The organism is Devosia oryziradicis (assembly GCF_016698645.1).
Lineage (GTDB): Bacteria > Pseudomonadota > Alphaproteobacteria > Rhizobiales > Devosiaceae > Devosia > Devosia oryziradicis.
In genome coordinates, this window is record NZ_CP068047.1 from 122,403 (window position 1) to 144,636 (window position 22,234).

Consider the following 22,234-nt stretch of genomic DNA (forward strand, 5'->3'; position numbering starts at 1 on the left):
GCCGCGGCGTCCCTCCCCCTCCAACACCGGAGCGCCCGCAATGCAGGATTATGTCCGCCGCATCCTTACCTCCTCGGTCTATGAAGTGGCCGAGCAGACGCCGCTGGAGACCATGAACCTGCTGTCGGCGCGGCTGGGGACGCAAGTGCTGCTCAAGCGGGAGGACATGCAGCCGGTCTTTTCGTTCAAGATCCGCGGCGCCCATAATCGCATCGCGCAATTGACTGCCGACGAGCGGGCGCGCGGGGTGATCTGCGCCTCGGCCGGCAACCATGCGCAGGGGGTGGCGCTGTCGGCCACGCGGCTTGGCATCCGCGCCATCGTGGTGATGCCGACGACGACTCCCGTCATCAAGGTCGGTGCCGTGCGCCGGCTGGGCGGGGAAGTGGTCTTGTTCGGCGACGGGTTCGACGCCGCGCGAGCCCATGCCGCCGACTTGGCGGCAAAGCACGGCTATGTCGTGGTGCATCCGTTCGACGATCCCGATGTCATAGCCGGCCAGGGCACTGTGGGCATGGAGCTGCTGCGCCAGCATCCGGGCGATATCGGCGCCATCTATGTGCCGGTGGGCGGGGGCGGTCTCGCCGCCGGCATTGCGGCCTTCGTCAAATTCCTGCGTCCTGAAATTCGGGTGATCGGGGTCGAGCCCGAGGAGGCTGCCAGCATGAAGGCCGCCATTGCCGCGGGCCATCCGGTGGCGCTGGATCAGGTGGGCCTGTTCGCCGATGGCGTGGCGGTGCGGCAGGTCGGCACCGAAACGTTCCGCATGTGCCGCGAGCTGCTCGACGACATTGTTACCGTCACGGCGGACGAAATCTGCGCGGCCATCAAGGATATTTTCGACGATATGCGGGCCATTGCCGAACCGGCCGGCGCGTTGGCATTGGCCGGCTTGCGGCGCCAGGTCGAACAGGGCGAAGCTCCCGCGGGGGCGCTGATCGCCATCAATTCAGGCGCCAATGTCAATTTCGACCGCCTGCGCTACGTAGCCGAGCGCGCCGAAATCGGCGAGCGGGCCGAGGCCCTGTTCAGCGTCGAGATTCCCGAACGCGCCGGCAGCTACCGCGCCTTCATCCGCCTGTTGGGGCAGCGGTCGATCACTGAATTCAACTATCGCTTCGCCCATGGCGCCACGGCCAAGATCTTCGTGGGCATCAAGCTGACGCGGGGTGATGCCGAAAAGCAGGAGATCATCGCCCTGCTCGAGGGCCACGGGCTTGGGGTCATCGACATGACGGACAACGAGGTGGCCAAGCTCCATGTCCGCCACATGGTGGGCGGGCGGGTCAGCGACCTCGATGACGAAGCCGTCTATCGCTTCCAGTTTCCGGAAAGGCCGGGTGCCTTGCTCAAGTTTCTCGAGGGGCTCAACGACGGGTGGAATATCTCGCTGTTCCACTATCGCAACCACGGCGCCGACTATGGACGCGTGCTGGTGGGCGTGCAGGTGCCCGCGGCGACAAGGGACGACTTCATCGCCCATATCGACGCCATCGGATTTCCCTATTGGAACGAGACCGACAACCCGGCTTATCGGCAGTTTCTCGATCGTGAACGCGGCTGAACGGGACGTTCATCTGCGGTACATCGTTATGCCGCAATAAACCGCGAATAGAAATCTTGCGCCGCATCGGCGGCGGTTTCTATTGCAAATCATCGGACAAGGGACCATCTGCGGGGGAGATGGGCCCAACACTACTGTTCAGCGCCTGCCCCGACAAAAACCAAAGCAAACAAAGCCGGAGAAGACGATGAAGATCACTAAAATTGCCGCCACGATGCTGCTCGGTGGCGTTGCCACCGCCGTGATGATGGGCCAGGCCAATGCGCTCGAAGCGCAGGCTTTTGCCGACCGCATCATCGAAGTCTACAAGACCATCGGCTACGATGTGACCCTGGGCGAAGCCACCCTCGATGGCGATACCATCACCATCGACGGGGGCAGCATCACCGTCGTCTCGACCCCCGAGGCGCCGATGGAAACCATGACCTTCGACACCGAGCTCACCTTCTCGGGTGTTGTCGAAAATGCCGATGGCAGCTACATGGCTGAATCGCTGACCATCCCTGACATCGACACCGATTTCGCCGAAGAGCCTGCCGGTCACCTCAGCCTTGTAGACATCCGCGTCGACGGCTTCTACCTGCCCGCCGGCAATCCCGTGCCGGCAATCGGACTGATGCAGCTTTATGAAAACTTCTCTACTGGCGCGCTGTCGATTACCCGCGATGGCGAAGAGGTCATCTCCATCGACTCGATCCAGGCCGGCTCCACCTTCAATCCGCAGCATGGCGCGACCGAGCTGACCGACCTCACCTCCAATTTTGCCGTCAACAACATCACCGCCGACCTCAGCACTGTCAGCGAGGAAGATCCGTCCGCCGGCGCCGTCATCGAGGCCCTGGGACTGACCTCCATCACCGGCAACATCACGGGCGACCTGAGCTGGTCGATGGCCGACGGCCACATGACCGTGCACGAATTCCTGCTCGACTTTGCCGATGTGGGCGCGCTCAACATCACCACCGATATTTCGGGCTTCACCCCCGCCGTGCTGGACCAGATCTACGCCATGCAGGGCGCCATGACTGCCGGCGGCGAAATGACCGAGGAGCAGTCGCAGGCCCAGATGATGCAGGGCATGGCGATCATGCAGGGCGTGTCGATCATCGGCGCTTCGGTGCGCTATGACGATGCCGGCCTGGCGCCCAAGCTGCTGGACTTCTTCGCCTCCTCGTCGGGTGCCGACCGCGCCACGTTCGTTGAAGGCATCAAGGCCATGTTGCCGGGCATGATTGCAGAGACCGGCATTCCGGCCCTCAACGACGTCATCGTCCCGCCGGTCTCGGCCTTCCTCGACGACCCCAAGAGCCTCGAAGTCAAGATCGCGCCGCCCTCCCCGACTTCGCTGCTGGTCCTGATGGCCGCCGCCGCCAACCCTGCCGGCCTGATCAGTGCACTGGGTCTGGCCGTCGAAGCCAACACCGCAGCGCCCGCCGCGGACTAATCGGCTACAACACCTATGCTGGAGCCGCGCCCCCTCGGGCGCGGCTTCGTCTTTTGATGGGCACATACTCGTTAGATGAAACCTTCAGGATTGTGACGTAGTATCTGTCGACCATGAACGACATGACGCCCCCTGTGCCGCGCAGTCTCAGCCACATTACCGACTGGGTGTTCGACCTCGACAACACCCTCTACCCCCGCAGCTGCAACCTGTTTGCCCAGATCGACACGCGCATCACCAGTTATGTGATGGACGTGACCAAGCTCGATTTCGAGGCGGCCCGCGACCTGCAGAAGAGCTACTACCGGGATTATGGCACGACGCTGAACGGGCTGATGCTGCGGCACGAGATCGACCCCGATCACTTCCTCAGCACCGTACATGCCATCGACTATTCGCCGGTCGATGCCCATCCCGACCTGGTCGAGGCGATCCGCGCCCTGCCCGGCCGCAAGTTCATTCTCACCAATGGCGATACCGGCCACGCGCGATCGGTGTTGCGCCGCCTGGGCTGCGACGACATTTTCGAGCATGTGCACGATATCCGCGCCATGACCTATCTGCCCAAGCCGCACAAGGCGGCCTATGAGGGGTTCCTCACGCTGCATGGCATCGATCCCACCACGGCGGTGATGTTCGACGACCTCGAAAAGAACCTGGTCGTGCCCCATGAAGTGGGCATGGCAACGGTGCAGGTGGTGGCCGGCGAGGATTTCGCACACGAACAGGTCGAGGCCTGGGAGCTCGGACGAGCGATCGGCCCGCATGTGCATCACATCACCGACAACCTGGCCAAGTTCCTGCGCGAGCGGCCCTAGGCTACCCCTACATATTGTTCAGGTGCAGAATATTGCCGTCGGGGTCCTTGAACCACGCGGCCTTGAAGTCGCCGCTCGAATGGATGCCGCCGGAATACTCGCCAGGCATTTCCGGGTAGTGCTCGAAGCTCACGCCCTTGCCCAACAGGGCCGAGACGATGGCCTCGATCTCTTCGCCCACGCCCCAGGCCACCGCATTGGCCTTGTTGGTGCCGGCATAGTCGGAGACATAGACGACCAGCTGGGTCGAGCCGGTGTTGAGGACCAGCATGTCGTCGCTGTCCTGCAGTGGCTCGAGGCCGAGCGTGTCCACATAGAATCCGCGGGCGGCGGCGATATCCTTGACGGCAACGATTGCCGATGAATTCTTGTCTTTCAGCATGGCTCGATCCTTTCCGTTCACATCGAACGCGACGGCGTCCGTCATAGTTCAATGACGTTCGGCACGGCGCTTTACAGACAGCCCGCCAGACAGTATTAGCGCTACTACATCGGCGAATGCCGATGAATTTACAGAGCGGCCGGGAGCCGCGAAACCAGCAGGAACAGTGTCATGGAATATCGTCGCTTGGGCAAATCTGGCCTCAAGGTCAGCGAACTGTCTCTCGGCAGCTGGGTCACCTTCAGCAAGCAGGTTGACGAGAAGGAGGCCCTATCTCTGATGGGCCTGGCCTATGACGAAGGCGTCAACTTCTTCGACAATGCAGAAGGGTACGAGGCCGGTGAATCGGAAGCGCTGATGGGCGCTGCGCTCAGCAAGCTGGGCTGGAGCCGGGACAGCTATGCCGTCTCGTCCAAGGTGTTCTGGGGCGGCAGCAAGCCGACGCAGAAGGGCCTCTCCCGCAAGCATGTGACAGAAGCGGCCCATGCCGCACTCAAGCGCCTGCGCGTCGACTATCTCGACCTCTATTTCTGCCACCGCCCCGACATCGACACGCCGATCGAGGAAACCGTGTGGGCGATGCACAACCTCATCACCCAGGGCAAGGTGCTCTATTGGGGCACCTCGGAATGGAACGCGCAGCAGCTCACCGAAGCCTGGGCCTTTGCGCGGGCAAACAACCTCATCGGCCCGCAGATGGAGCAGCCGCAATACAATCTCTTCGTCCGCGAAAAGGTCGAGCATGACTATCTGCCGCTGTATGACCTGATGGGCCTGGGCACCACGATCTGGTCGCCGCTCGCTTCGGGCGCGCTCACCGGCAAGTATAATGACGGGATCCCGGCTGACAGCCGCATGAACCTGCCCGGCTATGAATGGCTCAAGAAGGAATGGACCAGCGAAGAAGGCAAACGGAAGCTGGAGAAGATCAAGCAGCTGGCTGGCCTCGCCAAGGAGATCGGCCTGCCGGTGCATCATCTGGCGCTGCTCTGGTGCCTCCACAACCCGCATGTCTCGACGGTGATCCTGGGCGCTTCCAAGAAGGCGCAACTGGCGGACAACCTTTCGGCGCTGAAGTCCAAGGCCAAGCTCACTGCAGACGTGATCGAGAAGATCGAAACCATCATGGGCAACAAGCCCAAGGCATTCGAACGGTATTGATCGGCTGAAATCTCGTCGACACCCTCCCCCCTAGCGGGGAGGGTCAAGGGTGGGGGCGGTTGGCCACGATGCAGATCGTGCCACCCAACACCCCCTCCCAACCTCCCCCGTCGAGGGGGAGGTGCCGCGCGGTGGGTGGGGTAGATTGCCGCAAATTTAGTTTGCCCCTGCTTAGCCCGCCGCTATCATCCTGATATGACCGACCTTCCCGGGCGCCGCCCGCCGCCCACGCCCGAGCAAGCCCCCACTTTCCGCCAGCGCATCGAGAATCTCCGCCATCTCGGACGGCTCGTTGCTCAGATCTGGCGCACCAGCCGGGTGCTCACCGCCGCCAGCATCGGTCTCAGGCTGATCTCGTCGGTACAGCCGGTGGCCATGCTCTATGTGGGCAAGCTGATCATCGACGAAGTGGTCCGCCTCACCACTATCACCCCACCCGGGTCCGACTTTGTCGATTGGTGGAGCGCAGGCGCGCTATCGACCGTGCTGGTGCTGCTGGCCGTCGAACTGGCACTGGTGATCGGTTCGGACCTGCTCGCGCGAGCCACGGGGCTGGTGGATTCGGTGCTGTCGGAACTCCATTCCAACCAAGTCAGCGTCGAGCTGATGGCGCATGCGGCGCGGCTCGACCTCATGCATTTCGAATCGGCCGAATACCAGGACCGGCTCGAGCGCGCGCGACGCCAGGCAGCGGGCCGCAATGCGCTCCTCAGCCAGATGTTCGGCCAGGCGCAGGACATGATCACCGTGGTGACGCTGGGCGCGGGCCTCTTCATCTACGCCCCTTGGCTGATCCTGCTGCTGCCACTGAGCTTCGTGCCGGCCATCTGGGGCGAGACGCGCTTCAACACCCTGGCCTATTTCATGAGCCGCTGGCGCACGCCGGAGCGGCGCGAACTCGAATATATCCGCTATATCGGCGCCAGCGCCGAGACGGCCAAGGAGCTCAAGCTCTTCGGACTTGGCGATTTCCTTATCAGCCGCTTCAAGCAGCTGGCCCACACGATCTATCTCGAGAACCGCACGCTTTCGACGCAGCGGGCACTGTGGGGCGCGCTGTTTTCGGCCATTTCGACGCTTACCTACTACGGCGCTTATGGCTTCATCGTCTGGCGCACGATCAGCGGGGAGTTTTCCATCGGCGACCTGGCCTTTCTCTCCGGATCGTTCCTGCGCCTCAACGGGCTGTTCCAGAAGATCCTGCTCGGCTTCACCAGCATTGCCGGCCAGTCGATGTATCTGGATGACCTGTTCAGCTTCTTCGAGATCGAACCGACCGTCCTGTCGCCGGCCAGTCCCCAACCGTTTCCGGCGCCGATCCGCCAGGGCATTGCCTTCGAAAATGTCGGCTTCCGCTATCCCGATACCGATGGCTGGGCCATCCGGCACCTGAGCTTTACCCTCAAGGCCGGCGAGACGCTGGCATTGGTGGGCGAGAACGGGGCGGGCAAGACCACCATCGTCAAGCTCCTTACCCGGCTCTACGATCCCGACGAGGGTCGCATCACGGTCGATGGCATTGACCTGAGGGATTTCGCCGTTGCCGACATCCATGCCCATATCGGGGTGATCTTCCAGGACTTCATTCGCTACAGCCTCAGCGCTCGCGAGAATATCGGCGTGGGCCGCATCGAGGAGCAAGGCAATCAGGAGCGCATCGAGGATGCCGCCGAGCGAAGCCTGGCCGATGCCGTCATCGCCAAGCTGCCCGAGGGCTATGACCAGCAGCTGGGACGCCTGTTCAAGAAGGGGCGCGATCTCAGTGGTGGCGAATGGCAGAAGGTCGCCATCGCCCGGGCCTATATGCGCGACGCGGACCTGATCATCCTGGACGAACCGACCGCGGCGCTCGACGCCAAGGCAGAGGCCGAAGTGTTCAGCCGGTTCAAGAGCCTCGCCGCGGGCAAGACCGCAGTCATCATCTCGCACCGCTTCTCGACCGTGCGCATGGCCGATCGGATTCTCGTGCTGGAAAATGGTGCCATCGAGGAGGCGGGCAGCCACGACGAGCTCCTGGCAAAGCGCGGACGCTACGCCGAGCTGTTCGAGCTGCAGGCTGCCGGTTATCGCTAGCGCGGGCGCACCAGCACCCGGCCCTTGATCTCGCCGGCTAGGATGTGTTCCGCCGCGGCCGGCAGATCCTCCAGCCCGATCTCCCGCACCAGGCCGGCATAGGCAGCCAGATCGAGCGTCAGGGCGATGCGGCGCCAGGCCTTTACGCGGGTTGCATAGGGTTGCATGACGCTGTCGATGCCCAGCAGGCTGACCCCGCGCAAGATGAACGGCAGGACGTTGGTCGAGAGTTCGATGCCTCCGGCATTGCCGACGCTGGCCACCTGGCCACCATACTTGACCTGCCTGAGCAGCTTGCTCAATACCCGGCCGCCGACGCTGTCGATGGCAGCGGCGAACCGCGCCGATTCCAGGGGCTTGTCTGGCTGGCCCAGGAATTCTGTACGATCGATGACCGTCGCTGCGCCAAGGGCGCGAAGGGCGTCGGCGTGCTGCGGCCGGCCCGAAAGAGCGGTGACGTGATAGCCCAACCGGGTCAGCAGGCTCGTGGCGATCGTCCCGACGCCACCCGCAGCGCCCGTCACCAGCACCTCGCCGGCTTCGGGCGTCAGTCCCCCAGCTTCTAGCCGGTCGATGGCCAGCATGGCGGTAAGGCCCGCGGTGCCGACAATCATGACGTCGCGCGTGCTCATGCCGTGCGGCAGCGGGACCAGCCAGTCGGCATGCACACGGGCCCGCTCGGCATAGCCACCCCAGTGGGTTTCGCCGACGCGCCAGCCCGTGAGGAGCACGGCATCGTCTACCTTGTAGCGGGGGTCGCTGCTGTTGCGCACCGTGCCGGCAAAATCGATGCCGCCGATATGGGGGTAGTTGCGCACCAGCCCACCTCCGCCGGTGAGGCACAGGCCGTCCTTGTAGTTGAGGCCAGCCCAATCGATGTCCACGGTTACGTCGCCGTCGGGCAGGCGCGTATTGTCGATGATCTGTACCGACGATGTCACCTTGCCGTCGGCATCCCTGTCGGTGACCAGCGCGCGGTAGCTCATGGACGACTCCCTTCTCGGTTTTTCGCCAGCTTGGCATGATGCGCCCGATGGGGCCACCCCGGATGGTCTGGTCCATCCCTCTGGCGCCGCGCGCCGAAGCGCCGTACCTCTTGGGCAGCAAGCCCATCGAGTCAGCCCCTTGAACTCACCCAGCGACGCCCAGATTTCCGTCATTGCTGAAACCTATCGCCTGCTGGGCGATCCGACACGGCTGCGCGTGCTGCTTGCGTGTCTCGCCGCGCCGATTGCGGTGGGCGACATCGCCAAGACGGTCAATGCTTCGCCGTCGCTGGTCAGTCACCATTTGCGGCTGTTGCGGGCGGCGCGGCTGGTGCGCGGAACGCGACGCAATAAACAGGTGTTCTACGAGACAGCCGACCAGCATATCGCGCGCATGCTGGCCGACATGGTCGAGCATGCGATGGAAGACTACGGCGAAGACAGCGACAGCTGACCGCAGGCCTCCGGCGACAATTGCCTTGATCTACACATATGAACATGTATTCATATGATGAATCGAGGAGTGATCGATGGCGAAGGGCAGCAAGGAACAGGGGCCGATGGGGCATGGGCATGACCATGCCGGCCATGAGCACGACCATGCGGGCCATGAGAACGACCATGCTCATGACCACGATTACAACGGTCACGATCACGCCCACGACAATCACGGGTCGCATGACCATGCCGGGCACGCCCACAGCCATGCCCCCACGGTCAGCGCGGGCAATGAGCGCGTGGTGCTGATCGGCTTCCTGCTCACGGCCGGCTTCATGGTGGCCGAGGTCGTGGCGGGGTTGCTCTCGGGCTCGCTGGCGCTGATTGCCGATGCCGGGCACATGCTGACCGATGCGGCTGCGCTGCTGCTTGCCTGGGCCGCGTTTCGCTTCGGCCGCCGGGCTTCAGATGGCAAGCGCACCTTTGGCTATATGCGGCTCGAGGTCGTGGCCGGGCTGATCAATGCGGTAACGCTGTTCGCGCTGACCGGATGGATCCTGTGGGAATCGGTGCAGCGCCTGCTCGATCCGCATGAGGTGCTGGCAGGCCCGATGCTGCTGGTGGCCTGCCTGGGCCTGGTCATCAACGTGGTCGTGTTTCTGGTGCTCTCACGCGGCGACAAGAGCCACGTCAATATCCGCGGCGCCATGGTGCATGTGCTGGGTGACCTTCTCGGCTCAGTCGGCGCCATCGCGGCAGCCGTGATCATATGGCTCACCGGCTGGATGCCCATAGACCCCATCCTTTCGGTGATCGTGAGCCTGCTCATCCTGCGTAGCGGCTGGACCCTGTTCCGCGGCTCGCTGCATATCCTGATGGAAGGCACGCCGGGTAACGTGGTGATCGAGGATTTGAGCCGGGCGCTGGTCGCCAAGGTGCCCGGACTTGTCGCGGTGCGGCATGTGCATGTGTGGTCCATCACTTCGGGCCGGCCGGTGGCAACGCTCGAAATCGCGCTGGCGCCGGGCGCCGATGCCGGGGCGGTCACCCAGGCTACCAAGGCGGCCCTGCGCGCCGACTACGGCATTAGTCACGCGACCGTCGAGATCGTCTGGGACGCCAAGGCACCTGCCTGTGCGTTGGCGCCCGATGCGGTTCCCTAGCCCTTTACCGCGCCGCCCGTGAGGCCCGAGATGATGTAGCGCTGAGCCAGGAGGAAGAAGGCGATGGCCGGCATGATGGAAAGCGTCAGGAAGGCCAGGATGCGCGGCCAGTCGGACCCGTACTGGCCCTGGAACTGCATGATGCCGAGCGGCCAGGTATATTTCGCCTCGCTGTTAAGCACGATCAGCGGCAGCAGGAAACTGTTCCAGCTGCCGACGAAATTGAACACACCGACGGTGGCAATGATCGGCAGGCTCAGCGGCAGGGTCACATACCAGTAGATTTTGATGTAGCCGCAATTGTCCATGCGTGCGGCATCAACCAGTTCCTTGGGCAGTTCCTTGAAGAAATTGTGGAACAGCAGCACCGAGAAGGACACGCTGAACGCCACCTGGACAATGATGATGCCCCAGTGGCTGTCGAGCATCCCTAGGTCACGCATCTTGATGAAGAGCGGCAGGATGCCGGTGGCCGTGGGAAAGAGCAGGCCCAGCATCAGATAGCCCAGAATGAACTTGCTGCCAAAGAACTTGATATGGGCCAGGGCAAAGGCCGTCATGGAGGCGACCAGGGTGGACAGGACCACCGTGCCCACGGCGATCAGCAGGGAGTTGCCCAGCGAGGAGAAATAGCGCGGCCCGCCCAGGATTTCGACGAAGCGGACCGGGTCCCAGCTGGCCGGCAGCCCGAACGGATTGACGCGCAGTTCGCCGATCTCTTTGAAGCCGCCCAGGGCGGTGGTGTAGAATGGCACGATGACGAAGAGCGCCACGATAACCAGGCTCAGCCACTGCAGGGGCGAGATGACCGACTGGCGCTTGCGGGAGATGTCGGCCATCAGTTCTGCTCCACCCTGAAGAGAATGCGACGATAGGCCAGCGCCACGATCACGCAGGCGATAAACAGGATCACGCTGACCGCACCACCAAAGCCAAGCTTCATGCGCAGGATGCCGAACTGGTAGAGGAAGGTCACGATGGTGTGGCTCGAATGGGACGGGCCACCATTGCTGAGCGGAATGATCAGGTCGAACAGCTGCAGCGCGCCGGTTATGGCGAAAAAGACCGAGATGACGATGGCCGAGCGGATCATCGGGATCTTGATGTGGCGGACGATCTGCCACTTCTTGACGCCGTCGAGCCGGGCCGCCTCGATGACTTCGTTGGGGATGGATTGAAGGCCGGCAATGAAGATCATCATGTGGAAGCCAAAATACTTCCAGGTGATGACCAGCATGATGGCGGGGATCACCCAGAGCTTGTCGCCCAGCACGAAGGGCATATCGACGCCAATGGCGCTGCCGATGGCCGGCAGCAGGCCGTAATTGCCGTCGTACACGAATTTCCAGATCAGGCCGGCCGCCACCTCAGCCAGCATATAGGGCAGGAAGAACAGCACGCGCAGCACATTGATATGGACCCCGCGCTCGGCTAGCGCGATGGCGCACCACATGGCCAGGGGCAGCTGGATCAACAGCGAAACTGCAACGACGATCAGGCTGTTGCGCACCGCCGTGCCGAAATTGCGGTGGGTCACCACGTCGGCATAGTTTTCGAAACCGACGAAATCGGTGATGGGGCCATAGCCGTTCCAGTCAAAGAACGAGAAGGTGGCGGCATCGACCATGGGCAGGACGACGAAGACCGTGAACAGAATCAGCGCCGGCGGCAGGAAGAGCAGCAGCGGCAGCAGGCTCTTGCGCTCCATGTAGCGGCGGCGGCGCGGGATGACCGCGGTCACCATGTCTGCGCCAGTGGCAACGCTTGCCATATCGTGGTCCTCCCCAACCATTCAGCCTGCCGGAGGCGGGCATTGCTGCCCTGGGGCAGTGTAGAACTGGCGCCCGGCGGACGGAAAGGGAATACCGTCCGCCGGTGCGCTCCGTGTCGAACTCAGAGCGAGTCGTCGACGGCTTCCTTGATCAGCTCGGCAGCTTCTTCAGCGCTCATGGCATTGCCGGCCAGCTCAGCCGAGACGTCGTTGACGACGCCGCCGACATTGGGGCCCAGGGCCTGATCGAAGAAGTTGGCGTGCCAGTGGGCGTTGCCGATGTTCTGGGCGATCTGCGCCTTGAACGGGTTGGTCATGCCGTCGGCCGCACCCTTGGCGATCGGGATATAGTAGGCTTCCTTGGCATACTTGGCCTGGTTCTCCGGGCTGTTGAAGAACTCGATCCACTTGATGGCCGCATCGGAGGCGTTCTTGGAGAACAGCACGCCGCCCAGGCCGCCCAGGGTGTCGGTGGGGTCGCCCTTGCCGCCTTCGATGGTCGGGAAGGGCAGGATGCCCAGTTCTTCGTCCGGGATACCGGCCTTGTTGGCCGAGTTGTCCTTCATGGCGCCGTAGTCCCAGTCGCCCATCAGGTGCATGGCGGCCTGGCCATCGCCGAAATAGCCGGAAGCGTCGCCATAGGTGGCGGCAAGGAAGCCTTCCTGCCAGGGATCGAGCGCAGCAAGCTGCAGGAAATATTCGCCGGCCTTGACGAAATCCTCGCCGGCAAAGCCGTCGCCTTCACCACGGGCCGCGGCTTCGAAGCCTTCCTGGCCAGCCAGGCGGACAACGAGCTTGGACCACCAGAAGTGCGCCGGCCACTTGTCCTTGGCGCCGATGGCGATCGGGGTGATACCCGCATCCTTGAATTTCTGCACGCCGGCCAGGAAACCATCCCAGGTCGACATGCTGGCCGGATCGACGCCGGCCTTCTCGAACAGGGTCTTGTTGTACCAGAGCACGACTTCGCTGACGTCGCGGGCGACGCCATAGAGGTGGCCGTCGGGAGCGGTGAAGGCGGACACGCCGGCTGTGCCGACATTGGCCTTGGCTTCATCGCTCAGTACGTCCTCGATCGGGCGCAGCACGCCGGCAGCAGCCTGCTCGTAGAACACGCCGCCACCCCACGAGTGGAACACGTCCGGCGCATCGGCCGACTGCAGCAGCGTGGTCAGCTTGGCCTTGAATGCCTCGTTTTCAAGGAAGGGCAGTTCGACCTTGATGTCGGGATTCTGCGCCATGAAGTCGGCGGCGATGGAATTCATCAGCTCCACTTCGGCGGGAATGGTGGTGATGTGCAGATGTTTCACCACGGTCTGGGCCTGGACAGGCATGGCCAAGGCCAGTCCCAGCATTGCGGCGAGCGCAAAACGCTTCATTGGTTTCTCCTCATGTCCTCACGACAGCTCGGGGGTGCTCTTGCGGACCTTCCTGGCTGCAAACAGGGCCGCGCATCCTCCGCACAATCCCCGCTTGATACTTTCTACGCATTCCGTAAAAGATAGGCAAGAGGTACGTCCCTCAATGCTAGGTCAGGAACACTGTCCGAATTCAAGGATGGATTTTTTTCTTCTGTGCCAGATATTTGACCAGGGATGGGCGCATCTGGCGTGAATATGAAAGGCAAATACGCCTTGCCTTTTAGTTTTGATGACTCACTAAATGCCGATGCGGACAGGCAAGGTCCGCCGCGGTGCCAGATGGCCCAGACCATCGACACCGGCGAATGGGAGGAAACGCATTATGGCCGAGCTGAAACTGCGCGGGATCAACAAGAGCTTCGGCAGCGTGCCGGTGCTGCATGGCATTAACCTGGACATTGCCGACGGCGAGTTCGTGGTGTTTGTCGGCCCGTCGGGCTGCGGCAAGTCCACCCTGCTGCGCACCATTTCGGGCCTCGAGGAACCCAGCGCCGGCCAGGTGCTGATCGGGGGCGAGGACGTCACCGAATTCGACCCGTCCGAGCGCGGGGTGGCCATGGTGTTCCAAAGCTATGCGCTCTATCCGCACATGACCGTGGAGCAGAATCTCGGCTTTGGCCTGCGGATGGGCGGCATGCCGCGCGAGCAGGTGGCCGTTCGCGTGGCGGAAGCGGCCCGCACGCTCGAGCTCAACGATCTCCTCGACCGCAAGCCGCGCCAGCTTTCCGGCGGGCAGCGCCAGCGTGTCGCAATCGGCCGCGCCATCGTGCGCCAGCCCAAGGCCTTCCTGTTCGACGAGCCGCTTTCCAACCTCGACGCCGAGCTGCGCGTGCAGATGCGCATCGAGATCGCCAAGCTGCACCAGGAGCTGGGCGCGACCATGGTCTATGTGACGCATGACCAGGTCGAGGCCATGACGCTGGCCGACAAGATCGTGGTGCTGCGCGCTGGCCGCATCGAACAGCAGGGTTCGCCGATCGAGCTCTATGACAATCCCGACAATATCTTCGTGGCCGGGTTCATCGGCTCGCCGCGCATGAATTTCCTGGCGGCCAACGTCGTCGCCAGCGATGGACAGACGGTGACGCTGCAGCCGGTCGATTTCGATGGCAGCCCGGTTGTCGTGCGCACGCGTGGCACCACTGCCAAGGTCGGCGATACAGTGACCATGGGGATCCGGCCCGAGCACTTCCTCGATGCGGGCGGCACGGTACTGACCGCGACTGCCCAGGTGGTCGAGCAGCTCGGTGGCGTCTCCTATGTCTATGCCACGGGTCGCAACGGGGCCAAGATCACCGTACAGCAGAAGGGCCATTCGGCTATCCCGGCCGGCGCGCAGGTCAATGTCGGTATCGACCCAGCTGCTTGCCTCGCCTTCGACGCGGCGGGCCAACGCCTCTAGGCGAACGCCGCAGAGGCGTGTACGCCTGCCCGCCGATTGAGTGCGGGAGACGGTCATGGTGCTGCGGCTGGGTGTTATCGGGGCAGGTTTGAAGGCGGCGGACTATGCCCGCGGCTGGGCGGCGATGGACGATGTGCGCATCGTCGCCACGGCCGAAGTCAGCGCGATGTCGCGTCAGCGTTTCGGCGACACCTGCGAAGCAGCGGGCGCATTGCGGCCAGCCGAATATGACGACGCCGAAATCATGCTGGCCGCGCTCCAGGGCCAGATGGATGCCGTCTATGTGTCGACCCCGCATGTGTTCCACGGCGCCAATGCCCTGGCGGTGATCGAAGCGGGCTATGACCTGCTGCTGGAAAAGCCGATGGTGACGACGGTCGAGGAGGCTCTCGCCCTCGTCGAAGCCGAGAAGCGCACCGGCCGGACCGTGGTCATCGCCTTCCAGGGGGGATTGTCGCCGCTGGTCCACGACACGCGCGACCGGGCGCGGCGGGGTGAATTCGGCGACCTGGTCAGCGTCAGCGCCTCGATCTGGGAGGGCTGGAAGACCAACTATGCCGGCCAGTGGAAGCAGAACCCGGCCATATCGGGCGGCGGGTTCATGTTCGATACCGGCGCGCACATGATGAATACGGTCTGCGTGCTGGCCGACGCCGAGTTCGCCCGGCTTTCGGCCTATGCCAACAATCGCGGCATTGCCGTCGACCTGGCCACTGCCGTGGCGGCCCGCCTGGCCAATGGTGCCGTGGTGACGCTGAATGCCGCTGGCGATGGCCCGCCGGGCTGCGCTTCGGCAATCACCTTCTTTTACACCAACGCCATCGTCCGCATCGATGCCTGGGGGAAGTGGCGGGAAATCAGCGTTGGCGGCGTCGCCGAGCCGCGCGAGGAAGGGGAGACCCGCGATACGCCAATGCAGACCTTCCAGGCCGTGCGGGACGGGCGGCTCGCCAACCCGTCCACGGTGGCCAATGGCCTGCGCTTTGCCCGGCTGTGGGACGCGATCAAGCTGTCCGCCTCGCGCGATGGCGAGGCGGTCAGCATTTAGGCCAGAGCCAGACCCGGGGCGGCCTTGGCGCCGGTCATGAAGGCCACCGCGTCGGACATGGTATAGTCCTTGGGGTCGATGACGCAGAGGCGCTTGCCCAGCCGATGCACGTGGATGCGGTCGGCGACCTCGAAGACGTGCGGCATGTTGTGGCTGATCAGGATGATGGGGATGCCGCGCGCCCGCACATCCTGGATCAGGTCGAGCACCCGGCGCGACTCCTTGACCCCCAGCGCGGCCGTCGGTTCATCGAGGATGATGACCTTGCTACCGAAGGCAGCCGCGCGGGCCACCGCAACGCCCTGGCGCTGGCCGCCCGACAGGGTTTCAACCGCCTGGTTGATGTTCTGGATGGTCATCAGGCCCAGTTCGCTCAGCTTTTCGCGCGCGATCCGTTCCATGGCTGGCCGGTCGAGCTGGCGGAACAGGCTCCCCATGATGCCCGGTTTGCGCAATTCGCGCCCCATGAACATGTTGTCGGCGATCGACAAAGCCGGCGACATGGCGAGGGTCTGGTAGACGGTTTCCACTCCGGCGAGGCGGGCGGCGATGGGCGAATTGAAGCTCACCTGCTGCCCGTCGAGGAAGATTTCGCCGCTATCGGGAGTGATGGCCCCCGACAGGGCCTTGATCAGCGACGACTTGCCGGCGCCATTGTCGCCGATGACAGCCAGGATTTCGCCGGGCATCAGGTCGAAGTCGCAGTTGTCGAGCGCGGTGACCTTGCCATAGCGCTTGGAGAGGCCACGGGCCTTGAGAATGGGTTCCATCAGACCGATACCTTCCTGATCCACTGGTCCACCGCCACGGCGGCAATGATGAGGGCGCCGATGAGCAGGTAGGTCCACTGCGCGTCGGCACCGAGCAGGCGCAGGCCGAGCGAGAACACGCCCACGATCAACGCGCCGAACAGCATGCCCAGGATCGAGCCGCGGCCCCCGAACAGCGAGATGCCGCCGATCACCACGGCGGTGATGCTTTCGATATTGGCCGACTGGCCCGAGGTGGGGGAGACCGAGCCGATGCGGCCGATCAGGGCCCAGCCGGCAAAAGCGCAGATGAGGCCGGACAGCATATAGACCGAGATCAGCACCTTGCGGGTGTTGACGCCGGAGAGTTCCGCCGCATCGGGATCGTCACCCACGGCATAGACATGCCGGCCCCAGGCGGTGTGGCGGAGTACATAGGCCAGCAGCAGTACCAATAGTACGAAGAAGATCACGCCATAGGTGAAGACCGCACCACCGATATTGATGGTCTGGCCGAAGAACTGCAGGAGCGGCGCGTTGGTCTCGATTTCCTGGGCGCGGATGGTCTCGTTGCCCGAATAAAGGAAGTTGGCCGCCAGCGCGATCTGCCAGACGCCCAGCGTCACGATGAAGGGCGGCAGCTTGATGCGGGCGATGAGCCAGCCATTGATGAAGCCGACAAGGGTGCCCAGGGCCAGGCCGATGGCAATGGAGGCAACGGGCGGCAGGCCGTAGCGGAAGGTGAACTGGCCCATGACCACCGAGCTCAGCACCATGATGGCGCCGACCGAGAGGTCAATGCCGGCGGTCAGGATCACCAGCGATTGCGCGGCGCCCACAATACCGACAATGGCCACCTGTTGCAGGATCAGCGTCAGCGCGAAGGTGGAAAAGAACTTGCCGCCAAGCAGCGCGCCGAAGATGGCGACCGACAGCACCAGGACGATCAGCGGCACCAGCGATGGCGAACTATGCAGCGCATGCTGCAGCCGGGACAGCAGGCCTGTCGGCTCATGGTCGAAAGTGGCGACGGTTTCTGTGCGCGCGACGCTGGCCGCGTCCAGATCGGAATCGCTGGACATGGGTTCTCCTCCCAGTTGCTAAGCAAGGGGCGGACGCACGGTCCGCCCCTCGTGTGTGTCAGACAAGCCGGACCTTAGCCCCAGCAGAGCTCCGCACCCTTGGTGGTGTCAATGGATTCCACGCCATCGACCGGCGCGTCGGTCACGAGCTTGACGCCGGTGTCGAAGAAATCCTTGCCTTCGGTCGGGCTAGGCTTGCTGCCATTGTCGGCCCAAGTCTTGATGGCCTCGACGCCCAGGGCCGCCATGTCGAGCGGGTATTGCTGGGAAGTGGCGCCGATCACGCCGTCCTTGACATTGGTGACGCCGGGGCAGCCACCGTCGACCGAGACGATCAGCACGTCCTTCTCGCGGCCGATCGACTTGAGCGCCTCATAGGCGCCGGCAGCGGAAGGCTCGTTGATCGTGTAGACGACGTTGATCATCGGATCCTTGGCGAGCAGGTTTTCCATGGCCTTGCGGCCACCTTCCTCGTTGCCGGCGGTAACATCGTGGCCGACGATGCGCGGGTCGGTTTCATCGCCCCACTTATTGGGATCGCCAAGCTCGATGCCGAAGCCCTGGAGGAAGCCCTGGTCGCGGAGGACGTCGACCGTAGGCTGGCTGACGGCGAGGTCGAGCATGGCGATCTTGGCATTGGCGGCTTCGGCACCAAGCGTGCCGGCAGCCCACTTGCCGATCAGTTCACCGGCAATGAAATTGTCGGTGGCGAAAGTGGCGTCGGCCGCGTCGCCGGGGGTCAGCGGCGTGTCGAGTGCGATCACCAAAAGGCCGGCATCGCGTGCCTGCTGCACGGACTTGACGATGGCCGAGGTGTCCGAGGCTGTGATCAGGATGCCCTTGGCGCCGTCGGCGATGCAGGTTTCGATGGCGGCGACCTGGGTTTCATGGTCGCCGTCCACCTTGCCGGCGAAGGACTTGAGCGACACGCCCAGCTCGGCGGCCTTGGCCTCGGCGCCTTCGCGCATCTTGACGAAGAAGGGGTTGGTGTCGGTCTTGGTGATCAGGCAGGCCGAAACCTCCTGCGCCATTGCCGGGGCCGACAGGACGGCAAGGCACATTGCCGTGCTCAGAAGCAGCTTGTTCATTTTCTCTCCCTTTGACCGGCGCCGAACTGGGCTCCTCCCTGTTCCGTCGCCGGCCTATCGCTGATTGGACGCCCCTATCGTGGCCAGTTCAAACCGCCCCGTCAATATATAAATCTACTTTATTTATTTATCCGCCTTTCGCCTTTGAAAACCTGCCACTATGGTGCCGCCATGGGCCAAACAATCATCCGATCCCTCAGCAGCGGTGTGAACCAGAGCGGTGTTCGAGACTATAACGAACGCCTGCTCCTGACCCTGCTGCAGCGCAACGGCCCGACGGCCGGCAGCGACCTGGCCCGCATGGCAAATCTGTCCCCACAGACGGTGTCGATCATCCTGCGCGAGATGGAATCGGAAGGCTTGCTTGCGCGCGGGGCTCCAATCAAAGGCAAGGTCGGCAAGCCCTCGGTGCCGATGAGCCTGGCCGAAGGGGGCGTTTTATCCTTTGGCTGCAAAATCGGCCGGCGCAGCACCGTGCTGCTGCTCACCGATTTCCGCGGCACGGTCCGCGACCAGCTGCAGCTCCACTACAAATACCCCATGCCCGAGCCGATTCTCCGCTTCGTCGAAGAGGGTATGGCGTCGATTCTGGCTCGCTGTACGCCCGCGGAGATCGACCGCATTTGTGGCGTGGGCATCGCTACCCCGTTCGAGCTTTGGAAATGGAACGACCTCGTCGGCGCGAGCATGGAAGATTTCATCTCCTGGAAGGATGTGGATTTCCGCGCCGAACTGGCGCGCTTCACCGACCTGCCGGTCAGCGTCGTCAATGATGCCACCGCCGGCTGCCAGGCCGAGCACATCTATGGCCGTGGCAAGGAATTCCGCGACTATGCCTATTTCTTCGTCGGCGCCTTCATTGGCGGCGGCGTGGTGCTCAACCACTCGGTCTATCAAGGCCACCAAGGCAATGCCGGCGCGCTGGGATCGCTGCGCAGCTTCGGCCCGCATGGCGAAAGCCAGCAGCTTATCGACACTGCCTCGATCCACCTGCTGGAAACGCGCCTCACCGAATTCGGCATCGATCCGCAGGAATTGTGGAGCCAGCCACAGGACTGGAGCCGGCTCAGCCGCTTCGTCGAGCCATGGCTGGGCCAGACCGCGCAGGAACTGGCCAAGGCGAGCCTTTCGGTCTGCGCCGTCATCGATTTCGAGGCCATCCTCATCGATGGCGCCTTCCCCGAGCCGGTCAAACAGGCGCTGGTCGAGCGGACCCGGCGCTACCTGGTCAACCAGGACATGCGTGGCCTGATTGCCCCGCGCATCGAGGCCGGCGCCGTCGGCGGCAATGCCCGCGCCATCGGCGCAGCCACAAGCCCCCTGTTCGAGCGCTATTTCATGAATGGCAGCCAGACCCTTTCGGCCGCCCGCTAGCTTCCAACCCACGCTATGGTGCGATGCCGCATTGGAACCCGCTCGCCGGGCGTCATCGTTGCAGCGGCGGTGCACACAGGATGACGAGGTCGACCGTGACGGAACAGCAGGACATCATCGAGGCGCTGGGCGTGCGCCCTGACTTTGACGCGGCGGCCGAAGCACGGCGACGGATCGCATTTCTGGCGACCTATCTTCGAGCGTCCGGTCTCTCGAGCTATGTGCTGGGCATCAGCGGCGGCGTCGACTCGCTGACGGCGGCCATGCTGGCCCAGCGGGCGGTCGGCGAACTGCGCCAGTCTGGCTACGAGGCCAAGTTCATCGCCGTGCGCTTGCCCTATGGCGTGCAGGCCGACGAAAGCGACGCGCAACGCGCGCTGAAGACCATCGGCGCCGACGAAGTGCTGACCGTCGACATCAAGCCGGCCGCCGACGCCATGCTCGCCGCGCTCAAACAGGGCAAGCTGGCTCTGGGAGATGCCGGCCGCGAGGATTTCATCCTGGGCAATATCAAGGCGCGGCAGCGCATGATCGCCCAGTTTGCCATTGCCGGCGCGAGCCGCGGCCTGGTGATAGGCACCGATCACGCCGCCGAAGCGCTGATGGGATTTTTCACCAAGTTCGGCGACGGTGCCGCCGATATTTTACCCTTGTCGGGCCTCAACAAGCGTCGCGTGCGCGCCGTGGCGGCCCATCTGGGGGCACCGGCCGAACTGGTGGGCAAGGTGCCCACCGCCGACCTTGAAAACCTGGTGCCGCTCCGCCCCGACGAAGACGCCTATGGCGTGACCTACGAGCAGATCGACGATTTCCTCGAGGGACGGCAGATCGACGGCACCGCACAGGCGCGGATCCTGCAGACCTATGCAGGCTCGGCGCATAAGCGCGCCCTGCCCGTAGCGCCCCAACCATAGCACGTGTGGGGGCGAGGCCGTGGCCTCGCCCGGGGTCGCCTCAGCCGACCAGCCCGCCGAAGAAGGTGCGGATATCCTCGATCAGCAGATCGGGGGTTTCCGATGCAGCGAAGTGGCCGCCGCGCGGCATTTCCGTCCAGTGCACGATATTGTTGGAGCGCTCGGCAAAACTGCGGACCGAACGGAAGTCTTCGGGGAAGACCGCGACGCCAGTCGGCGTCGGATTGTTGATCTCGCGATAGCCGGCTCCCGTCTGGGTGTCTTCGTAGTAGACGTTGGCGGCGGAGCCGCTGGTACCAGTGAACCAGTAGATGGCATTGGTGGTGAGGTAGCGCTCCCGATCCACGTGATCGACGCCGGTGCCTTCGAAGCCGAACCACAGTTCGGCATTCCAGGCCAGCTGGCCGACCGGCGAATCGACCAGGCCAAAGGCCAGCGTACCGGGACGCTTGGACTGGATGGCCTGGTAGCCGCCATATTTCTCGAAATTGGCGAGGTTGGCCATGCCCTCCATCTCGAAGGGAGAGAGCTTGCTCATCTCGTCCGGCGCACCTGACGGGAAGGCAAAGATCTGCAGCATATGGACGCCGACCAGACCTTCGGGGGCCAGGATGCCCAGTTCGCGGGTGGCCAGCGCGCCGGCATCGCCGCCATGGGCGCCATAGCGCTCATAGCCGAGGCCTTTCATGAGCTTGTCCCAGGTCTGGGCGGTCCTGGCGCTGTCCCAGCCCGTTGATGTCATGGGGCTCGAAAAGCCGAAGCCGGGCAGCGAGGGAATGACCAGGTGGAAGGCGATCGATTCGTCCAGGCCATGCGCCTTGGGGTCGGTCAGTGGCCCGATGACGTCAAGGAATTCGACGAAGCTGCCGGGCCAGCCATGGCTGAGGATCAGCGGCAGGGCATCCGGCACCGGTGACTTGATGTGCATGAAGTGGATCGGCTGCCCGTCGATCTCGGTCATGAAGTGCGGGAAGCGGTTGAGCTCGGCTTCATGCGCGCGCCAGTCGTAGGTGTCGCGCCACTGCTCGGTCAGCGCCTTGACCAACTTGAGCGGCTGGCCGCGCGACCAGTCGTCGGTGATGGCATGGGGAAAGCGCGCCTTGGCAAGACGGTCATTGAGGTCGGCGATGGCGGCATCGGGAATCTGGATCGTGAACGGTTCGATGGAGAGCATTGGGCCTTCCTCCTGGGTTTGGGCGATTGCAGGCTTGCTGGTGACGGCGGTGGCGAGGAGCGAGAGGGCGCCTCGGTTGAAGGTGCGGCGGGTGATGGTCATGGCATTCCTTTCGACGCAGGTGATGGCGCCCGGGCCAAAGGCCGGACGAGAGAAGCGAAGAGATACGGTCGTCGTGAGTG

20 protein-coding genes are annotated in these 22,234 nt (G+C 63.6%); 11 read left to right on the forward strand and 9 right to left on the reverse strand.

Annotation, left to right across the window (positions count from 1 at the left end):
* Window positions 1-40 precede the first annotated feature (40 nt).
* The 3 genes from ilvA (at window position 41) to JI749_RS00560 (ending at window position 3,826) form a co-directional block, all read left to right on the forward strand.
* Entirely contained in the window at window positions 41-1,564 is a 1,524-nt protein-coding gene (gene ilvA / locus JI749_RS00550) for a threonine ammonia-lyase, biosynthetic (RefSeq protein ID WP_201657220.1), read from the forward strand.
* A gap of 187 nt (window positions 1,565-1,751) precedes the next feature.
* Window positions 1,752-3,008, forward strand: a complete 1,257-nt coding sequence (locus tag JI749_RS00555) for a hypothetical protein (RefSeq protein WP_201657223.1) — start codon at window positions 1,752-1,754, stop codon at window positions 3,006-3,008.
* 113 nt (window positions 3,009-3,121) lie between these two features.
* Window positions 3,122-3,826: a pyrimidine 5'-nucleotidase gene (locus JI749_RS00560; RefSeq protein WP_201657226.1), complete on the forward strand. Its 705-nt coding sequence runs from the start codon at window positions 3,122-3,124 to the stop codon at window positions 3,824-3,826.
* Between the two features lie 7 nt (window positions 3,827-3,833).
* Here the strand turns inward: JI749_RS00560 and JI749_RS00565 are convergent, their stop codons facing one another.
* Window positions 3,834-4,208, reverse strand: coding sequence for a VOC family protein (locus JI749_RS00565; protein WP_201657230.1), 375 nt, complete (start codon window positions 4,206-4,208; stop codon window positions 3,834-3,836).
* Window positions 4,209-4,379: 171 nt separating this feature from the next.
* Between JI749_RS00565 and JI749_RS00570 the strand changes: the two genes are divergently transcribed.
* Window positions 4,380-5,369, forward strand: coding sequence for a potassium channel beta subunit family protein (locus tag JI749_RS00570; protein WP_201657234.1), 990 nt, complete (start codon window positions 4,380-4,382; stop codon window positions 5,367-5,369).
* Window positions 5,370-5,564: 195 nt separating this feature from the next.
* Window positions 5,565-7,442 carry an ABC transporter ATP-binding protein gene (locus JI749_RS00575; protein ID WP_201657237.1) on the forward strand — a complete coding sequence of 626 codons (1,878 nt, stop codon included), beginning with the start codon at window positions 5,565-5,567 and terminating at the stop codon, window positions 7,440-7,442.
* Here the strand turns inward: JI749_RS00575 and JI749_RS00580 are convergent.
* Complete coding sequence (locus JI749_RS00580) at window positions 7,439-8,428, reverse strand: acrylyl-CoA reductase family protein (RefSeq protein WP_201657240.1); 990 nt, start codon at window positions 8,426-8,428, stop codon at window positions 7,439-7,441. The two genes, JI749_RS00575 and JI749_RS00580, sit on opposite strands and share 4 nt — an antisense overlap.
* A gap of 139 nt (window positions 8,429-8,567) precedes the next feature.
* Here JI749_RS00580 and JI749_RS00585 point away from each other — a divergent pair, with 139 nt between their 5' ends.
* Complete coding sequence (locus JI749_RS00585) at window positions 8,568-8,882, forward strand: ArsR/SmtB family transcription factor (RefSeq protein WP_233280812.1); 315 nt, start codon at window positions 8,568-8,570, stop codon at window positions 8,880-8,882.
* Between the two features lie 76 nt (window positions 8,883-8,958).
* A complete protein-coding gene (locus JI749_RS00590) occupies window positions 8,959-10,029 on the forward strand; it encodes a cation diffusion facilitator family transporter (protein WP_267911654.1) in 1,071 nt (356 codons plus the stop codon).
* Here the strand turns inward: JI749_RS00590 and JI749_RS00595 are convergent.
* The 3 genes from JI749_RS00595 to JI749_RS00605 form a co-directional block, all read right to left on the reverse strand.
* Window positions 10,026-10,868, reverse strand: coding sequence for a carbohydrate ABC transporter permease (locus JI749_RS00595; protein ID WP_201657246.1), 843 nt, complete (start codon window positions 10,866-10,868; stop codon window positions 10,026-10,028). The genes JI749_RS00590 and JI749_RS00595 overlap by 4 nt on opposite strands.
* Window positions 10,868-11,800: a carbohydrate ABC transporter permease gene (locus JI749_RS00600; protein ID WP_233280813.1), complete on the reverse strand. Its 933-nt coding sequence runs from the start codon at window positions 11,798-11,800 to the stop codon at window positions 10,868-10,870. The genes JI749_RS00595 and JI749_RS00600 overlap by 1 nt, the downstream gene beginning before the upstream one ends.
* A 122-nt stretch (window positions 11,801-11,922) precedes the next feature.
* Window positions 11,923-13,179, reverse strand: coding sequence for an extracellular solute-binding protein (locus JI749_RS00605; RefSeq protein ID WP_201657249.1), 1,257 nt, complete (start codon window positions 13,177-13,179; stop codon window positions 11,923-11,925).
* Between the two features lie 364 nt (window positions 13,180-13,543).
* On the opposite strand from JI749_RS00605, the gene JI749_RS00610 reads away from it, so the two are divergent.
* Entirely contained in the window at window positions 13,544-14,623 is a 1,080-nt protein-coding gene (locus tag JI749_RS00610) for an ABC transporter ATP-binding protein (protein WP_201657251.1), read from the forward strand.
* Window positions 14,624-14,678: 55 nt separating this feature from the next.
* Complete coding sequence (locus JI749_RS00615; protein ID WP_201657254.1) at window positions 14,679-15,671, forward strand: Gfo/Idh/MocA family protein; 993 nt, start codon at window positions 14,679-14,681, stop codon at window positions 15,669-15,671.
* Here JI749_RS00615 and JI749_RS00620 read toward each other — a convergent pair.
* The 3 genes from JI749_RS00620 to JI749_RS00630 all read right to left on the reverse strand — a co-directional run bounded on the left by JI749_RS00620 (window position 15,668) and on the right by JI749_RS00630 (window position 18,590).
* Window positions 15,668-16,441: an ATP-binding cassette domain-containing protein gene (locus tag JI749_RS00620; protein ID WP_201657257.1), complete on the reverse strand. Its 774-nt coding sequence runs from the start codon at window positions 16,439-16,441 to the stop codon at window positions 15,668-15,670. The two genes, JI749_RS00615 and JI749_RS00620, sit on opposite strands and share 4 nt — an antisense overlap.
* Window positions 16,441-17,502, reverse strand: coding sequence for an ABC transporter permease (locus JI749_RS00625; protein WP_201657260.1), 1,062 nt, complete (start codon window positions 17,500-17,502; stop codon window positions 16,441-16,443). Before JI749_RS00625 ends, JI749_RS00620 begins: the two co-directional genes overlap by 1 nt.
* Window positions 17,503-17,576: 74 nt before the next feature.
* Window positions 17,577-18,590, reverse strand: a complete 1,014-nt coding sequence (locus JI749_RS00630; protein ID WP_201657263.1) for a sugar ABC transporter substrate-binding protein — start codon at window positions 18,588-18,590, stop codon at window positions 17,577-17,579.
* Between the two features lie 171 nt (window positions 18,591-18,761).
* Between JI749_RS00630 and JI749_RS00635 the strand changes: the two genes are divergently transcribed.
* Window positions 18,762-19,964 carry an ROK family transcriptional regulator gene (locus JI749_RS00635; RefSeq protein ID WP_201657266.1) on the forward strand — a complete coding sequence of 401 codons (1,203 nt, stop codon included), beginning with the start codon at window positions 18,762-18,764 and terminating at the stop codon, window positions 19,962-19,964.
* A gap of 95 nt (window positions 19,965-20,059) precedes the next feature.
* Window positions 20,060-20,878 (forward strand): ammonia-dependent NAD(+) synthetase, encoded by an 819-nt coding sequence (gene nadE / locus JI749_RS00640; protein WP_233280814.1) that lies wholly within the window; start codon window positions 20,060-20,062, stop codon window positions 20,876-20,878.
* A 40-nt stretch (window positions 20,879-20,918) separates the two neighbouring features.
* On the opposite strand, the gene JI749_RS00645 is transcribed toward nadE, so the two are convergent.
* Window positions 20,919-22,154, reverse strand: coding sequence for an epoxide hydrolase family protein (locus tag JI749_RS00645; protein ID WP_201657272.1), 1,236 nt, complete (start codon window positions 22,152-22,154; stop codon window positions 20,919-20,921).
* Between the last annotated feature and the right edge of the window lie 80 nt (window positions 22,155-22,234).

Bases quoted from the DNA above. Each gene is read 5' to 3' on its own strand.
- JI749_RS00575 (WP_201657237.1), top strand. From the start codon at position 5,565: ATGACCGACCTTCCCGGGCGCCGCCCGCCGCCCACGCCCGAGCAAGCC.
- JI749_RS00555 (WP_201657223.1), top strand. From the start codon at position 1,752: ATGAAGATCACTAAAATTGCCGCCACGATGCTGCTCGGTGGCGTTGCC.
- JI749_RS00615 (WP_201657254.1), top strand. From the start codon at position 14,679: ATGGTGCTGCGGCTGGGTGTTATCGGGGCAGGTTTGAAGGCGGCGGAC.
- JI749_RS00600 (WP_233280813.1), bottom strand. From the start codon at position 11,800: ATGGCAAGCGTTGCCACTGGCGCAGACATGGTGACCGCGGTCATCCCG.
- JI749_RS00645 (WP_201657272.1), bottom strand. From the start codon at position 22,154: ATGACCATCACCCGCCGCACCTTCAACCGAGGCGCCCTCTCGCTCCTC.
- JI749_RS00635 (WP_201657266.1), top strand. From the start codon at position 18,762: ATGGGCCAAACAATCATCCGATCCCTCAGCAGCGGTGTGAACCAGAGC.
- JI749_RS00605 (WP_201657249.1), bottom strand. From the start codon at position 13,179: ATGAAGCGTTTTGCGCTCGCCGCAATGCTGGGACTGGCCTTGGCCATG.
- JI749_RS00630 (WP_201657263.1), bottom strand. From the start codon at position 18,590: ATGAACAAGCTGCTTCTGAGCACGGCAATGTGCCTTGCCGTCCTGTCG.
- JI749_RS00625 (WP_201657260.1), bottom strand. From the start codon at position 17,502: ATGTCCAGCGATTCCGATCTGGACGCGGCCAGCGTCGCGCGCACAGAA.
- JI749_RS00610 (WP_201657251.1), top strand. From the start codon at position 13,544: ATGGCCGAGCTGAAACTGCGCGGGATCAACAAGAGCTTCGGCAGCGTG.
- ilvA (WP_201657220.1), top strand. From the start codon at position 41: ATGCAGGATTATGTCCGCCGCATCCTTACCTCCTCGGTCTATGAAGTG.
- JI749_RS00590 (WP_267911654.1), top strand. From the start codon at position 8,959: ATGGCGAAGGGCAGCAAGGAACAGGGGCCGATGGGGCATGGGCATGAC.
- JI749_RS00595 (WP_201657246.1), bottom strand. From the start codon at position 10,868: ATGGCCGACATCTCCCGCAAGCGCCAGTCGGTCATCTCGCCCCTGCAG.
- JI749_RS00570 (WP_201657234.1), top strand. From the start codon at position 4,380: ATGGAATATCGTCGCTTGGGCAAATCTGGCCTCAAGGTCAGCGAACTG.
- JI749_RS00620 (WP_201657257.1), bottom strand. From the start codon at position 16,441: ATGGAACCCATTCTCAAGGCCCGTGGCCTCTCCAAGCGCTATGGCAAG.
- JI749_RS00560 (WP_201657226.1), top strand. From the start codon at position 3,122: ATGAACGACATGACGCCCCCTGTGCCGCGCAGTCTCAGCCACATTACC.
- JI749_RS00565 (WP_201657230.1), bottom strand. From the start codon at position 4,208: ATGCTGAAAGACAAGAATTCATCGGCAATCGTTGCCGTCAAGGATATC.
- JI749_RS00580 (WP_201657240.1), bottom strand. From the start codon at position 8,428: ATGAGCTACCGCGCGCTGGTCACCGACAGGGATGCCGACGGCAAGGTG.